Below are 14,375 nucleotides of genomic sequence, written 5' to 3' on the forward strand. Positions count from 1 at the left end.
CCGCCAACCGGGTAGGCCTCGTATCGGATTTCTGTTCGTCAGGTCATGGATTTGCTTCACGCTTCCTTCAGACCCCGCCTCACGACGACGCCCTTGCGCTTCGCTAGTCCTTCGCCACCATCAGGCTGGACAGGGGACTTTCACCCCCGAGCTGCTGAACATGCCCGGCACACAAAGAAAAACCTCGCCGCAGCGAGGTCAGAGATTAGTGAGCAACTATCCAGATGAGTTCGGACCAGAAGAGTATCGACAGAGAAAATGCGCCCATCCAGGACCAGTATTTCGTATTTGTGATGATCATAGGCTACACCCTTTATTTGTTATTACTTTATGTTGAAATTACTCAACCTTTTATTGCAGTGGTGTATTAAAAAGCGTTTAATTCACGAATATATCGGGTAATAAGAATGATGATAATTATTGTTTCTGCTGATCATCTTCAGCAAACATCTCTATAAAGGCTTGCTGCTGCGACGTTAGTTTCCAGTCATCTGGAATAACGACGGAACATTCTCGTTTCGTTTCCATTTCGTTGTCACTATGCTGACATAATGGTGACGATTCCTGATGCTGCTCCTGAACAACCATCGTTATCCCCACACTTTCCATATCAGTAGTGCGACAACCACCCAGAAGAGTGCAGAACCAAGAAATACTGCAAGCCAGGCTTTGCGTTTTAATTCAGGGTCCCGGCGGGGTTCCTGATTTCCAGAAGGCATTGCTAACCTCATATGATCGCCATCACTTATCAGTAAGACGTTAACCAATTGGTAAAATTAATCAAACGATGAGACAAATCCTAATGAAACTTTAGCCAAAAATCCAGCTAATTTACGAATCGTATCCAGTGAATAATTCAATCTTTTGACCTGATATAGATATTTGAAGATTGAAGTTTGCGAGGCGGGTAATTAGGCACTACTTTATGATCGATTTACCATAAAGATTTCAGGGGTAATTATATTGTGGGTGCGTACGAATAAGAAGGAGCAGAGAATATATTCCGGCCCCCTGGTAACATAAAGGTGCCGGAAATAACGCAGGTAATTATTTTTCAGGCAACTTGATATCTTTAAACATGACCTCAATTTCTTCATTAGAACGCAGTGCCACAGCGGCATCAACGACGTCTCGCGTTAAATGCGGGGCAAAACGCTGAATGAAATCATACATATAACTGCGTAAAAACGTACTGCGACGAAAACCAATTTTGGTTGTGCTATGGCTGAAAATGTCGTGTGCATCGACACGAACCAGGTCAGGGTCAGCAACCGGGTCGACCGCCATGCTGGCAATCACCCCTACCCCCAGTCCCAACCGGACGTAGGTTTTAATGACATCAGCATCCGTTGCCGTGAAGACGATACGCGGCGTCAACCCTGCGCGGTTAAAAGCGGTATCCAGTTCAGAGCGTCCGGTAAAACCGAAGGTATACGTCACCAACGGATACTGCGCCAGTTCTTCAATGGTGATTGCATTTTTGCCTGCCAGTGGGTGGTCCGGGGTCACCACAATAGCCCGGTTCCAGTGATAGCATGGCAGCATCACCAAATCTTCATACAAATGAAGTGCTTCCGTGGCAATAGCGAAATCGGCATTACCTTTAGAGACTGCATCGGCAATTTGTGTCGGTGATCCCTGGTGCATATGCAAAGAAACGCGAGGATAACGCTCAATAAAACCTTTGATGACGTTTGGTAACGCATAGCGTGCCTGAGTGTGAGTAGTGGCAATATATAATGAGCCTTTATCTGGCCAGGTGTGCTCTCCGGCAACCGATTTAATGGCATCTACTTTCGACAGGACTTCACGAGCAATACGAATTATTTCCTGCCCGGCTGGAGTAACCTGCGTCAAATGCTTGCCGCTGCGGGAAAAAATTTGAATGCCCAACTCATCTTCCAGCATTCTGACTTGCTTACTGATCCCAGGTTGTGATGTGTAAAGTCCTTCAGCCGTTGATGAGACATTCAGGTTATGATTGACCACCTCAACAATATAGCGAAGTTGTTGTAATTTCATGTTAAACCATCCACTTAGACGCCATCTGAACATCGTTTTTTCGTCACACCTGGCGGGTGACTAATACGATTTAATAATAAAAAAAGCGATAACTATAACCACTATATCATTTATAGCTTTAGTGTATAGGTGTGCAGAAAAAATAATATGTAATAAAAAAGGGCCGTTTTCGCGACCCTTTGTTTATAAAAACCGGAAAAAGTTAAAGGTTATTTTTTCCCTTCAACCCATTTGCCATCTACATAAAATGCTGACCAGCCAGTTGCCTTTCCATCTTTTTCCGAAGAGACATATTGCTGTTTGGTTTTACGGCTAAAGCGAACCATTGTCTTATTACCTTCCGGATCCTGCTGCGGCGCATCGGCCAGATAACGCAATTTTTCCGGTAAACGGTCGCGGAAGCGATAAAGCTCTTCCACCAGCGGTGCACGCGTTTCACGTGATTTCGGGAAGGTATTGGCAGCCAGGAACACACCGGCAGCACCATCACGCAGCACGAAATAAGCATCCGATTTTTCGCACGGTAATTCTGGCAGCGGAACCGGATCTTCTTTCGGCGGCGCGACTTCACCGTTACGTAAAATCTTACGCGTGTTTTTACACTCTTCGTTAGTGCAGGCCATGTATTTACCGAAACGCCCCATTTTCAGATGCATTTCAGAACCACATTTTTCACACTCAACGATCGGGCCGTCATAACCTTTAATGCGGAATTCGCCCTCTTCGATCTCGTAACCGTCGCAGGTTGGGTTATTACCACAGACATGCAATTTACGTTTCGGATCGATGAGATAGCTATCCATCGCCGTGCCACACTTCTGGCAACGACGTTTGGCGCGCAGCGCGTTGGTTTCAGCATCTTCGCCTTCCAGCACGTTAAGCACTTCGTTTTCCGGCACCAGGTTGATGGTGGTTTTGCAACGCTCTTTCGGCGGTAGCGCATAGCCGGAACAGCCGAGGAATACCCCGGTACTGGCAGTACGAATACCCATTTTGCGGCCACAGGTCGGGCAATCGATACTGGTCAGAACCATCTGGTTCGGCCGCATACCGCCCTCTTCCGGATCTTTTTCCGCTTTATCGAGCTGCTGGGTGAAATCCGAGAAGAAGTGATCCAGTACGGCTTTCCACTCTGCTTCGTGATTCGCCACCTGGTCGAGGCTGTTTTCCATCTGCGCGGTAAAGTCGTAGTTCATTAACTCACGGAAATTTTCTTCCAGGCGATCAGTTACGATCTCACCCATTTTTTCCGCATAGAAACGACGGTTTTCTACGCGCACATAACCACGATCCTGAATGGTCGAAATGATCGACGCATAGGTGGAAGGACGACCAATACCGCGTTTTTCCAGTTCTTTAACCAGCGAAGCTTCACTGAAACGGGCTGGCGGTTTGGTAAAGTGCTGAGCAGGTGTCAGCTCAACAAGCGACAGTGAGTCACCTTTATCGACAGCCGGTAAAATACGATCTTCATCGCCTTTACGCAGCGCGGGCATCACTTTCGTCCAACCGTCGAAACGCAAAATACGTCCGCGCGCTTTCAGGCGGAAATCACCTGCGCCAACGGTCAGCGTGGTGGAGTCATATTTCGCCGGGGTCATCTGACATGCAACGAACTGACGCCAGATTAACTGGTACAGTTTCTGCGCATCCGCTTCCATATCTTTCAGCGATTCTGCCATTACATTGACGTCAGAAGGACGAATCGCTTCGTGCGCTTCTTGAGAGTTTTCTTTGCTGGCGTATTGGTTCGGGCTTTCCGGCAGATATTTCTTACCGAAATTATCGCTAATATATCCACGAACCATATTTACCGCGTCCTGACTCAGGTTAGTGGAGTCGGTACGCATGTAAGTGATATAGCCAGCTTCATACAGACGCTGCGCCATCATCATGGTTTTTTTCACGCCAAAACCAAGACGGGTACTGGCAGCCTGTTGCAATGTGGAAGTAATAAAAGGCGCGCCAGGTTTACTGGTTGTCGGTTTGTCTTCACGTTCCAGCACGCTATAGCGCGCTTTTTCCAGCAGACTTACCGCTGCCTGAGTTTGTTCTTTAGTCGCCGGGCGGAACGGTTTGTCGTTCTGATGGGTCACCTGCAAGGCCAACGCTTCGCCTGATGGTGTGGTCGTGCTGGCATCCACCTCCCAGAACTCTTCCGGTACGAACGCTTTAATTTCTCGTTCACGCTCGACCACCAGGCGAACCGCCACTGATTGCACACGCCCGGCAGAAAGACCGCGAGCAATCTTTTTCCACAGCAGCGGAGAAACCATATAACCCACCACACGGTCCATAAAGCGACGCGCCTGCTGGGCATTAACACGATCAATATTCAGCTCACCAGGTTTGTTGAAAGCCTGGCGGATCGCGTTTTTAGTAATTTCGTTAAACACCACCCGGCTATAGCGCGCATCATCACCACCAATCACTTCCCGCAGGTGCCATGCAATGGCTTCCCCTTCGCGGTCAAGGTCGGTTGCGAGATAGATGTGGTCGGCTTTTTCAGCCAGTTGTTTCAGTTCAGAGACGACCTTCTCTTTACCAGGCAACACTTCATAGTGCGCCTCCCAATTGTGCCACGGGTCAACCCCCATACGGTTGACGAGAGCGCCACGTTCATCCTTTTTAGGCTTTTTAGCCGTCTTGGTGGAGGTAGAGTCGGCACTCTTTTTAGTAGTTGAGCCACTGGTCGGCAAATCGCGGATGTGACCGACGCTGGATTTCACCACGTAGTCACTACCCAGATACTTGTTGATCGTTTTGGCTTTTGCCGGGGACTCAACGATGACAAGAGCTTTACCCATATTCACCTTACCTAATTTGATTCTTCCAGGAATGCGTCGCACATTGATAAACCTTCCACTGGCAACGAGTTACCGATATGGACTCGCTCTCTGCGGATATCAACCCCTTGTCGTGACTCTGTTCACGAAAATTCAGGTGACTGAGTTAGCAGGTCTTTGCCTACAGGCGCTATAGCACGACGGAATTTTGGTCGAATGTCAAGCAAATCTATTGCCAGATTGACGAAAGCGTCACACTGTACCTGATAAAATCCGTTACGCAACTTTATTAGCATGCAAAATCCAAAGTTGCCAGTAAGGCGCACCTGACGCCAGCGTGGTATATTTGTCTGCAAGCCATGCCTGGCGTAGACTAATGTCCTTGTTTAAGGAGTAAATAATGAACAAAGAGACACAACCCATCGACCGCGAAACGCTGTTGAAAGAGGCCAACAAAATCATTCGTGAGCATGAGGATACGCTCGCAGGAATTGAAGCCACCGGCGTTACGCAGCGTAATGGCGTACTGGTGTTTACCGGCGATTACTTTTTAGATGAACAAGGATTGCCGACTGCGAAAAGCACCGCGGTGTTTAATATGTTTAAACACCTGGCTCACGTGCTCTCGGAAAAATATCATCTGGTAGATTAAAGCAAAACGCGAGGTCTGAACCTCGCGTTTGTCTTTTACATCAAAGGCTTTTGCCCGCGTTGCCACCAGCGTAACAACAATCGGTCGACGCTCTCTGCCGCACTGCCGGTAAATCGGTCTATTAACCGTTTACGCTGCATATAACGCACGTTAACCACTTCACGGCCTTCCATCAGACTCAGAATCACTTCATCACTGGTGTTTATTTCGTCAACCAGACCTTTCTCTACCGCCTGTTGCCCGTACCAGTGTTCGCCAGTAGCCACCTCTTCAATATCCAGAGACGGACGCATACGTTTTACAAAAGCTTTAAATAGCTGATGTGTTTCGTTCAGTTCTTCACGGAATTTCTCACGCCCTTCTTCGGTGTTTTCACCCAGCAATGTCAACGTCCGCTTATATTGCCCGGCAGTATGCAGTTCGATATCAATATCTTTACTTTTCAGGAAGCGGTTAAAGTTGGGCATTTGCGCCACCACACCGATGGAGCCAACAATGGCAAACGGTGCGGAAACAATTTTATCCGCAACACAGGCCATCATGTAGCCGCCGCTGGCAGCCACTTTGTCTACCGTAACGGTTAAAGGAATGTTTTTATCGCGCAGACGCTGCAACTGCGAGGCTGCCAGACCGTAACCATGAACCATACCGCCGGGGCTTTCCAGACGCAAAACCACCTGGTCACGCGGCTTAAATGCCGCGAGTACCGCAGTGACCTCTTCACGCAGCGAGTTCACTTCATGCGCGTCCATGCTGCCTTTGAAATCCAGCACCCAAACACGGGGCTTACTGTCAGTCACCACCTCGCCCAGTTTGGCTCTCGCTTTCGCTGCTTTCGCTTCTTGCTTGTGCTTTTTCTTCTGCGCTTTATGCCACTGTTTTTGCTGATGTGTATCCATCAGCGCTGCGGCCAGTTCTTCTTTCATCTCCTTATATTGTTCGCTGAGATTATTAACCCGTAACTCGCCACGCTGGCGCTTATTACGTTGGGCAACATTGACAATAATGGCGGCAATAGCCGCAATCGCCACCACAACAGTGACAATTTTCGCCAAAAACAAACCATATTCAGACAACAATTCCACGAGTCCCACCTTGGTTAAACAACGCTTTGCTTCACAGTTTACAACAGGCATGTTAAGCCGTCTCGCAGAGATATTCTTGACGAGAAAGTATGACAAAGTATTCATTTTACGGCGTTATCGCTCCTGGCTGATTGAAATGCGCCTCTGTTTAAGGCATAACCCCTCAAAGTCATAAGTACACTGGCAACGCGACGGATAATGTCGTTGAGGAGTAGCCATGCATTACCAACCAAAACAAGATTTACTCAATGATCGTATTATCCTGGTGACCGGTGCCAGCGACGGAATTGGTCGTGAAGCCGCTCAGACTTATGCGCGTTATGGCGCGACGGTGATTTTACTGGGTCGTAACGAAGAAAAATTACGTCAGGTCGCCCGGCGTATGTTCGAAGAGACCGGACACCAGCCACAGTGGTTTATTCTCGATTTGCTGACCTGCACATCCGAAGATTGCCATCAACTGGCACAGCGCATTGCCGTTAATTATCCGCGTCTGGACGGCGTTCTGCATAATGCCGGATTGCTTGGCGAAGTTTGCCCGATGAGCGAACAAAATCCGCAGGTCTGGCAGGATGTCATGCAGGTCAACGTAAATGCTACCTTTATGCTGACCCAGGCACTTCTTCCTTTATTACTCAAATCGGACGCCGGTTCGCTGGTCTTTACCTCATCAAGCGTTGGACGTCAGGGGCGTGCCAACTGGGGCGCATATGCTGCCTCTAAATTTGCCACCGAAGGGATGATGCAGGTACTGGCCGATGAATATCAGCAGCGTCTGCGTGTGAACTGCATTAACCCGGGCGGTACGCGCACCGCCATGCGTGCCAGTGCCTTCCCTACGGAAGATCCGCTGAAGCTCAAAACACCCGCCGATATCATGCCGCTATACCTCTGGCTGATGGGCGATGACAGCCGCCGTAAAACCGGTATGACCTTTGACGCCCAACCGGGCCGTAAACCAGGAATTTCCCAATGAGTGACGAACGCTACCAACAGCGTCAGCAACGTGTTAAAGAAAAAGTGGATGCCCGCGTGGCGCAGGCCCAGGATGAGCGCGGCATTATTATTGTTTTTACTGGCAATGGAAAAGGCAAAACCACTGCGGCATTTGGTACGGCAACACGCGCGGTAGGTCACGGAAAAAAAGTGGGCGTCGTGCAGTTTATTAAAGGCACCTGGCCTAACGGCGAGCGCAATCTACTGGAACCACACGGCGTCGAGTTTCAGGTGATGGCAACAGGTTTTACCTGGGATACGCAAAACCGCGAAGCTGATACCGCTGCCTGCCGTGAAGTCTGGCAACATGCAAAGCGAATGCTGGCTGATTCCTCGCTGGATATGGTTTTGCTCGATGAGCTGACGTATATGGTGGCGTATGACTATTTGCCACTGGAAGAAGTGGTGCAAGCCTTAAATGAGCGTCCACATCAGCAAACGGTGATTATCACGGGTCGTGGCTGTCATCGGGATATACTTGAACTGGCAGATACCGTCAGTGAATTACGCCCCGTCAAACATGCGTTTGATGCAGGAGTTAAAGCACAAATCGGGATTGATTATTAAGTGAAAGCACCTCAAAAGATTGCCTCTTGAGGTGCTTTAATCATAATTATATTCAAGCGGCAATAGCGAAATTCAGAATGCGTTTAATCTCATTCAAATGTCCCGGATATGCTTCATGATTCTCAGCGTCAACATCTTCAATAAATAATATCAGTTCAGTAATTAACGCATTCGCATCTTCATAACTAATTCCGCTTAACTCTGGTGAGGTTTCAGAACCATAGTTAATCGTCAGGTTGTTCATAATCGAGAGGATAAGGATAAAATATTTATGACAAACCTTACATGTGGTTTTATTGCCCAGGGTATTATACAGCATGTCGAGTAATGCCAGTATTCTACGATTTTGTACATCGTTCATAAAAAGCCTCCTATAACATTATTCCGCTAGCAATAAGTAGTTTTGCCAGCCCCTCAGACGCCTTTAACCCACTAATTACTTGTGCACGTAATATTTCATTTAGCCTTTTTTGTTCAGCCGCTGTGCGTGTTTTATTAGTGTATAAATCCTTAAGGTGATTCCCCTCGTCAAGAAATGAGTTCAGTGCTTGTATTGCTGGAATTGCAGGATCTGCTGCACGAAGACGTGTTTCATTAATGCTGATAATCGCAGCCAGGAATTCTTGTCTGCTCTTCAATGTCTTAAATTCATTACCTCCTCCTTTTTTTAAGGAGGCATTGTAATAAACGAGATTATTATGTACCGTCGCAAAGGTATTTCTTCCGGTTTGTTTACCTTTTGTCGCGATATCGTTTCGTATATCAGTTAGATCATTTTTTATTCTTTGCCAATGATTATTTACCGTACTACCTATATTCCCTGCGCTTACCCTTGTATTATACAACCCATTGAAATAAAACACTAAATCTTTAACCGCTGCTGCAGATTTTGTTAATGTTCCACCATCATTGATGCCCAGAAGTGCCCCCGCATTATTCGCGTGATCCAGAGCTTGTTTAAGCAATATGAACTGTTTGCTGTCTTTAACATCTAAATCCTCATTCAAAAGTTCGACATAAGAACTCATACTGCTAATGATTTCCATAGAAGCCAGCAATCTTTCTTTTTCAGTAGCGACTATCTTTGTAGTAAAAAGATCTTCTTGAGATTTTTTGTGCTTATCTCCAGGTTGCTGACACAATGACTCATTACTGGTACTGTTTTCAATAACTACCTCATAATCTGGTCGGGGTGCACACTCTGGATTAGTCGCATAAAAATTAACAAGAAAGTTTTCACGAGAAGCATAGTATTGTTTAAAGAAACTTGCATTCGCCGCCACCGCCTTGTTACCCGCAGTAATAACAGTTTCAGCTTGTTCATTTTTCAAAGCATCGGTTGCACAACCTGAAATCATTAACAGCGATAGAAATACTCCACTATATCTAATCATAACCCACCTCTTGACGTTGAGTTTATCTCAGATAATTAAATAGTAATGTGGCTATTTCCGGGCATTATTCATAAGCAAGTATGAAATTAAATTAAAATGCTGCGACTATTTATCATGCTTCAAATGAAGAAAAGACCCCGCAGGGCCTTTATTTTATACTTAACTTAAATTAACCGTTATTATTACGTCCGCCAGAACGACGACCGCCGCTCACCTGACTGTGACGTTTCACCGCACGTCGAATTTGATTCGCCTTCATACGACGACGATCTTTTTCTACGGCAACTTTAGAACTGGTTTCTGGCGGCAGTTCCACCAGTTCACGCAAATAGTTAGTCTGAGCGAGATCCAGCTCCGTCCAGCCACCGCGTGGCAGGCCTTTCGGCAGTGGAATATCACCGTAGCGCACACGAATCAGGCGGCTAACCTGCACGCCAACCGCTTCCCAAAGACGACGAACCTCACGGTTACGGCCCTCGGTAAGAGTGACGTTATACCACTGGTTGATCCCTTCACCGCCACTGAACTTGATGGTTTTAAAGGCTGCCGGACCATCTTCCAGTTGCACGCCGCGACTCAAATCACGCAGTTTTGCATCGTCAACCTGACCAAATACACGCACGGCATATTCACGTTCAACTTCACGGCTTGGGTGCATTAAGCGGTTTGCCAGTTCACCATCGGTGGTGAACAGCAACAGACCACAGGTGTTAACGTCGAGACGGCCAACGGCAATCCAGCGCGCCCCACGCAGCTTCGGCAGACGATCAAACACGGTCGGACGCCCTTCCGGGTCATTACGAGTACACAACTCGCCTTCTGGCTTGTAATAGGCCAGAACGCGACAAATTTGTTCAGCGGACTCGCGTACCGAAATCAGGTGACCATCGATACGGATTTTCAGCCCAGGGGTAACTTCAACGCGATCGCCGAGTTTAGCAATTTTGCCATCAACACTCACACGACCGGCTTCAATAATAGATTCAATTTCACGGCGAGAACCGTGGCCGGCACGCGCCAGCACTTTCTGTAGCTTTTCGCTCATAGAGCTTCCTTTTGGTGTCGCCTTCCCAGGCGTCTGATATGCTTTTGTGCAACAATGAGTCAGAACTTACATCTGACTCACTGATAGTAAAGTCTGTTTGAACTCTTCAGGCCTTAAGTAAACGACTCGACGTTTTAACTGGCCTGGCTTTGAGGCGCAACATACTACACTATCTTTATGGTTAAAGCTTGTTTCGATTAACATCGGTTTGGTTACCAACCACCACCGCCTCCACCTCCCGCACCGCCACCAGCGCCAGAACCACCACCGGAATAGCTCCGCCCCAACAAACTGGTATAGGCCCCGCAACTCAGGTGCGTCTGTAATGAGAATAAAACGCCGTTACGGGCAATCTCTGGAGCGCGAATAGCCGAAGAGAGCGAAGGGGCGATGCGTAACGCCCATTCCCTCCCCAAATTTGCTGATATAGCCCAACCTAACAAAGCGTAATCCAGTTTCCGTGTTTCCCCTTTCCGCCGCCGCCCACTGTGCGTTGCCGCCTCTTTACGCGCAAGATAGTTAACGATAGCTTCACCGTGGGCATAACGTTGCTGCCCAGTTTGGGTAAACTTTGGCAGAAAAATATACCCCATGCCAGTGAGATAACCGGTCAGGAAAACAGCGCTAAAATAACCCGCTGGCATATACCAGTAAAAGAATACATCTCCGACATTGATGTAGAGAGAATAGAAGGCCACGCCTGAACAAATCAGTGGTAAAAACAAAGTGATTATTACACGATTAACGCAAGGCTTGTCATCATCGCGGGCCAACAAAAGCTCAAGGGAACAAAATAAAAAAGGAAGAAGCCAGCAGATCATAATAAACATATCGCCCACCAGACTCATTCCTGCCCAACCTATGGGACTCAGATTACCGTAGAGAATGACCGCCAATATCGCCATTCCCCCCCATTGCAAAAACGCATCAGGTCGGTAAAAGGAAGACTTTTTACGCGGCAGATAAAATTTCTGCATCCGTAAAAATGCTCTGCGTAAGACGCTGTTGCGCCTCCCCGTGAGAACGACCTTATCGCCTTTACGAATAACGCTTCCAGTAATAACTGCTCTGCGGGCAGTAATACCGCATTATTTCTGGTGGCGCCTTCATTAACATGGATCAGGGTTTGCTGATTTTTGTCATACTGATCTTCCAGATGAATTTTTCCTTTCACAATCAGATTTACGATATCGGCACAAAAACCTTTATCGTCGTAAACCAGCTTCGCATCGAGACGTAACATTCCGGGCGTGTAATCTGGCGGAATGACATCGGTTTCAATCACATCTACCGGCGTAAATTGCGGCCTGCGCTTCCAGAGATATAACCATCCACACGCCAGGAGCAAACACGGTAACCAAATGATAAGAGACGATGTTGAGGGTCCAAAAAGATGGCTAAAAATATTCGTCGTGTGTTGTGCCGGGGCATTATCCAGCAAGGCATGAGGCCAACGGTAGAGAACCGTGAAGTCTTCTCGATAAAACGGATCGCGAGATTCAATTCTTCCGTCCTCAAGGATGCGGCCATTTCGATATGTGTCGCCCTCATCTCCGGTAAAGATATCGATTTCACTAAATGGATTACCCGCAATATTAGAGAACTTGAGTGAAAATCGGGTCTTATAGATTTCAAACGGCCAGTTGCTACCGGTCACGTTCCAGATTAGCAGGTCAGAATCTCCCTCACGCAGGAAAGCATTTTTAACCTGATAATGAATTTGATAATGATAGTCGCCTTGAGGCAAGAAACGTTGTTTATCGCCCACGACAATACTCATTAACCCAATATGCCAGTCAAGATGCCAGGGTTCAGGAACGCCGTCACGGGTAACGCCAACAATACGATAGTTCAGCAGTGCAGCGTCCCCATTAGACTGCATCCATAGTCGTGGTAAATCACGAGAAAATCCGTGCTTAATCTGCTGATTTCGCGCCTGAAAATAAATATTCTCTTTGATGTCGAGCACCCCATCCGGTTGCAGAGTGGCTTCAACATCAAAGAGCGAGATCCCTTCTTCATATGAAGGGATCTCCGTGTTTTTCGCATAACTCAACGAAGAGAAAAAAAGCCCAACTATCAACAGCAAAATGCAGCGATATATCCCTGCCATAATCTTCCATCCGTGGAACGCAATTTCTTATAAGAAAGGTTTCACATCACCTACGCCTTCACGCACCACGACTGGTGTGTCATCGGTGAGATCGATAACCGTTGTCGGTTTCTGTCCGAGGTAGCCGCCGTGAATAATCAAATCTACCTGTTTTTCCAGACGATCTTTAATTTCTTCCGGATCGGATTCGGTAAATTCACTGCCAGGTAGCATCAGCGAGGTAGAAAGCATCGGTTCACCCAGCACCTCAAGTAATGCCTGGGCGATGGGGTTAGATGGCACGCGCATACCAATGGTTTTACGTTTTTCCTGCAACAGTCGGCGCGGCACCTCTTTCGTTCCCTTCAGGATGAAGGTGTAGTTACCTGGCGTGTTGTTTTTCATCAGGCGAAACGCGACGTTATCAACAAAGGAATAGGTCGAGAGTTCGGAAAGATCACGACACATCAGGGTAAAGTTGTGACCGTCCGGCAACTGGCGAATGCGACAAATACGCTCCATCGCGTTTTTATCTTCAATTTTACAGCCCAGTGCGTAGCCTGAATCGGTAGGATAAACAATCACCCCGCCTTTACGCACAATCTCCACCGCCTGGTTGATCAGACGCTGTTGCGGATTATCTGGATGGATATAAAAAAACTGACTCATACTTCCCTCTCTGTCTTGTTCTGTGGCTGTTCCCAAAGCTGCCAGACGCCTTCAACGCCTGCGGGCAGCCAGAGTTTACGCCCCAGTTCAATCCACGGGCACGGCTGATGAAAATCAGAGCCTTGTGATGCCCATAAATGGTGCTGGCGTACAAGTGTCGCCAGTTGGGTGCGTTCATTGGGCGATTGCTGGCATTGCGCGACTTCCATCGCGTCGCCGTGATGTTCGGCAAAATGCGCAACCAATCTTTTCAGCCACTTAGCACTAAGATTGTACCGCCCTGGATGAGCCAGCACCGCCTTACCGCCAGAATGATGAATGACATCAATAGCTTGTTCTATTGTACACCACTGTGGCGGAACGTATCCGGTTTTCCCGCGCGCCAGATATTTTTTAAAGACGTCCGCCATTGAACTGGCTTTGCCACACTCGACCAGAAAACGAGCAAAATGTCCGCGAGTTACCGCGCCGCCCTGCGCTAGTCTTCGCGCCCCTTCCAGCGCGCCCGGTATTTGCGCTTTTTCCAGCCTTTCTGCGATTAACTGCGCCCGCTGATTACGCCGTTCAGTTTGCTGTGCCAGGAATTCACACATTGCCGGATGAGAAATATCAATATTCAACCCGACAATATGAATTTCATGATTTTCCCATACGGTGGAAATTTCCACGCCAGGAATAAGATTCAGTGCCAGTCCCGAACGTGAAATTTCTTCTCTTGCTGGCGAGATCCCTGCCGTGGTGTCATGGTCGGTGATCGCCAGGGTGCCGACGCGCATTTCTGCGGCACGGTGTACCAGCGCTTCCGGTGTCAGGCAGCCATCGGAAGCCGTAGTATGGCTGTGCAGGTCATAAATGACTGCGTAATTCGTGTCGCTCAAGGCGCACTCCCATTTTGGATAATGTTTTTTGCGTCGTCATCATAACGGTTCTGGCAAATATTCTGAAATGAGCTGTTGACAATTAACCATCGAACTAGTTAACTAGTACGAAAGTTCACGTAAAAAGGGTATCGACAATGAAAGCGATTTTCGTACTGAAAGGTTGGTGGCGCACTTCCTGAAACGGGC

Annotated in this window: 15 protein-coding genes, 1 pseudogene and 1 other annotated feature (1 of these 17 only partly in view); of the genes and pseudogenes, 4 read left to right on the forward strand and 12 right to left on the reverse strand. The window is 47.8% G+C overall.

All coding sequences use genetic code 11. The annotated features are described in order from the left end of the window. Positions 1-205 precede the first annotated feature (205 nt). From ymiC to topA, 5 genes are all read right to left on the reverse strand, one after another. Positions 206-301 carry a small membrane protein YmiC gene (gene ymiC, locus A31E_RS25740; protein ID WP_122983110.1) on the reverse strand — a complete coding sequence of 32 codons (96 nt, stop codon included), beginning with the start codon at positions 299-301 and terminating at the stop codon, positions 206-208. A 116-nt stretch (positions 302-417) separates the two neighbouring features. Next, complete coding sequence (yciX, locus tag A31E_RS14035; RefSeq protein WP_000261428.1) at positions 418-588, reverse strand: protein YciX; 171 nt, start codon at positions 586-588, stop codon at positions 418-420. 2 nt (positions 589-590) lie between these two features. After that, positions 591-731 carry a YmiA family putative membrane protein gene (locus tag A31E_RS14030; RefSeq protein ID WP_001300896.1) on the reverse strand — a complete coding sequence of 47 codons (141 nt, stop codon included), beginning with the start codon at positions 729-731 and terminating at the stop codon, positions 591-593. A 316-nt stretch (positions 732-1,047) separates the two neighbouring features. Beyond that, complete coding sequence (gene cysB / locus A31E_RS14025) at positions 1,048-2,022, reverse strand: HTH-type transcriptional regulator CysB (protein ID WP_000776256.1); 975 nt, start codon at positions 2,020-2,022, stop codon at positions 1,048-1,050. Positions 2,023-2,231: 209 nt separating this feature from the next. After that, positions 2,232-4,829, reverse strand: a complete 2,598-nt coding sequence (topA, locus tag A31E_RS14020; protein ID WP_001516492.1) for a type I DNA topoisomerase — start codon at positions 4,827-4,829, stop codon at positions 2,232-2,234. A gap of 379 nt (positions 4,830-5,208) precedes the next feature. Here topA and A31E_RS14015 point away from each other — a divergent pair, with 379 nt between their 5' ends. Continuing rightward, a complete protein-coding gene (locus A31E_RS14015) occupies positions 5,209-5,460 on the forward strand; it encodes a YciN family protein (RefSeq protein ID WP_001031530.1) in 252 nt (83 codons plus the stop codon). Between the two features lie 35 nt (positions 5,461-5,495). On the opposite strand, the gene sohB is transcribed toward A31E_RS14015, so the two are convergent. Continuing rightward, the gene (sohB, locus tag A31E_RS14010; RefSeq protein WP_000422073.1) at positions 5,496-6,545 is read right to left on the reverse strand and encodes a protease SohB; all 1,050 of its coding nucleotides are present in this window, start codon (positions 6,543-6,545) and stop codon (positions 5,496-5,498) included. A 217-nt stretch (positions 6,546-6,762) separates the two neighbouring features. Here sohB and A31E_RS14005 point away from each other — a divergent pair, with 217 nt between their 5' ends. Together A31E_RS14005 and cobO are read left to right on the forward strand one after the other, a co-directional pair. After that, a complete protein-coding gene (locus tag A31E_RS14005) occupies positions 6,763-7,521 on the forward strand; it encodes a YciK family oxidoreductase (RefSeq protein ID WP_000559299.1) in 759 nt (252 codons plus the stop codon). Continuing rightward, positions 7,518-8,108 carry a cob(I)yrinic acid a,c-diamide adenosyltransferase gene (cobO, locus tag A31E_RS14000; protein ID WP_001516495.1) on the forward strand — a complete coding sequence of 197 codons (591 nt, stop codon included), beginning with the start codon at positions 7,518-7,520 and terminating at the stop codon, positions 8,106-8,108. The genes A31E_RS14005 and cobO overlap by 4 nt, the downstream gene beginning before the upstream one ends. 52 nt (positions 8,109-8,160) lie before the next feature. Here the strand turns inward: cobO and A31E_RS13995 are convergent, their stop codons facing one another. The 6 genes and pseudogenes from A31E_RS13995 to rnm form a co-directional block, all read right to left on the reverse strand. Next, entirely contained in the window at positions 8,161-8,469 is a 309-nt protein-coding gene (locus tag A31E_RS13995; RefSeq protein WP_001516496.1) for a hypothetical protein, read from the reverse strand. A gap of 10 nt (positions 8,470-8,479) precedes the next feature. Continuing rightward, the gene (locus A31E_RS13990; protein WP_016248755.1) at positions 8,480-9,502 is read right to left on the reverse strand and encodes a hypothetical protein; all 1,023 of its coding nucleotides are present in this window, start codon (positions 9,500-9,502) and stop codon (positions 8,480-8,482) included. Positions 9,503-9,671: 169 nt separating this feature from the next. Further along, a complete protein-coding gene (gene rluB / locus A31E_RS13985) occupies positions 9,672-10,547 on the reverse strand; it encodes a 23S rRNA pseudouridine(2605) synthase RluB (protein WP_001291217.1) in 876 nt (291 codons plus the stop codon). Positions 10,548-10,759: 212 nt separating this feature from the next. Then, a pseudogene (locus tag A31E_RS0122635) lies at positions 10,760-12,660 on the reverse strand (DUF2207 domain-containing protein). A gap of 27 nt (positions 12,661-12,687) precedes the next feature. Beyond that, positions 12,688-13,308, reverse strand: a complete 621-nt coding sequence (locus A31E_RS13980; protein WP_001516499.1) for an L-threonylcarbamoyladenylate synthase — start codon at positions 13,306-13,308, stop codon at positions 12,688-12,690. Next, a complete protein-coding gene (rnm, locus tag A31E_RS13975) occupies positions 13,305-14,186 on the reverse strand; it encodes an RNase RNM (RefSeq protein ID WP_001285652.1) in 882 nt (293 codons plus the stop codon). The genes A31E_RS13980 and rnm overlap by 4 nt, the downstream gene beginning before the upstream one ends. Positions 14,187-14,323: 137 nt before the next feature. Here rnm and trpL point away from each other — a divergent pair, with 137 nt between their 5' ends. Further along, positions 14,324-14,368, forward strand: a complete 45-nt coding sequence (gene trpL / locus A31E_RS24155) for a trp operon leader peptide (RefSeq protein ID WP_001700591.1) — start codon at positions 14,324-14,326, stop codon at positions 14,366-14,368. After that, positions 14,345-14,375 (forward strand) — a sequence feature (Trp leader region); it runs 63 nt beyond the window's last position. It overlaps the preceding gene by 24 nt.

It is taken from the genome of Escherichia sp. KTE159 (assembly GCF_000408805.1).
Classification (GTDB): domain Bacteria; phylum Pseudomonadota; class Gammaproteobacteria; order Enterobacterales; family Enterobacteriaceae; genus Escherichia; species Escherichia marmotae.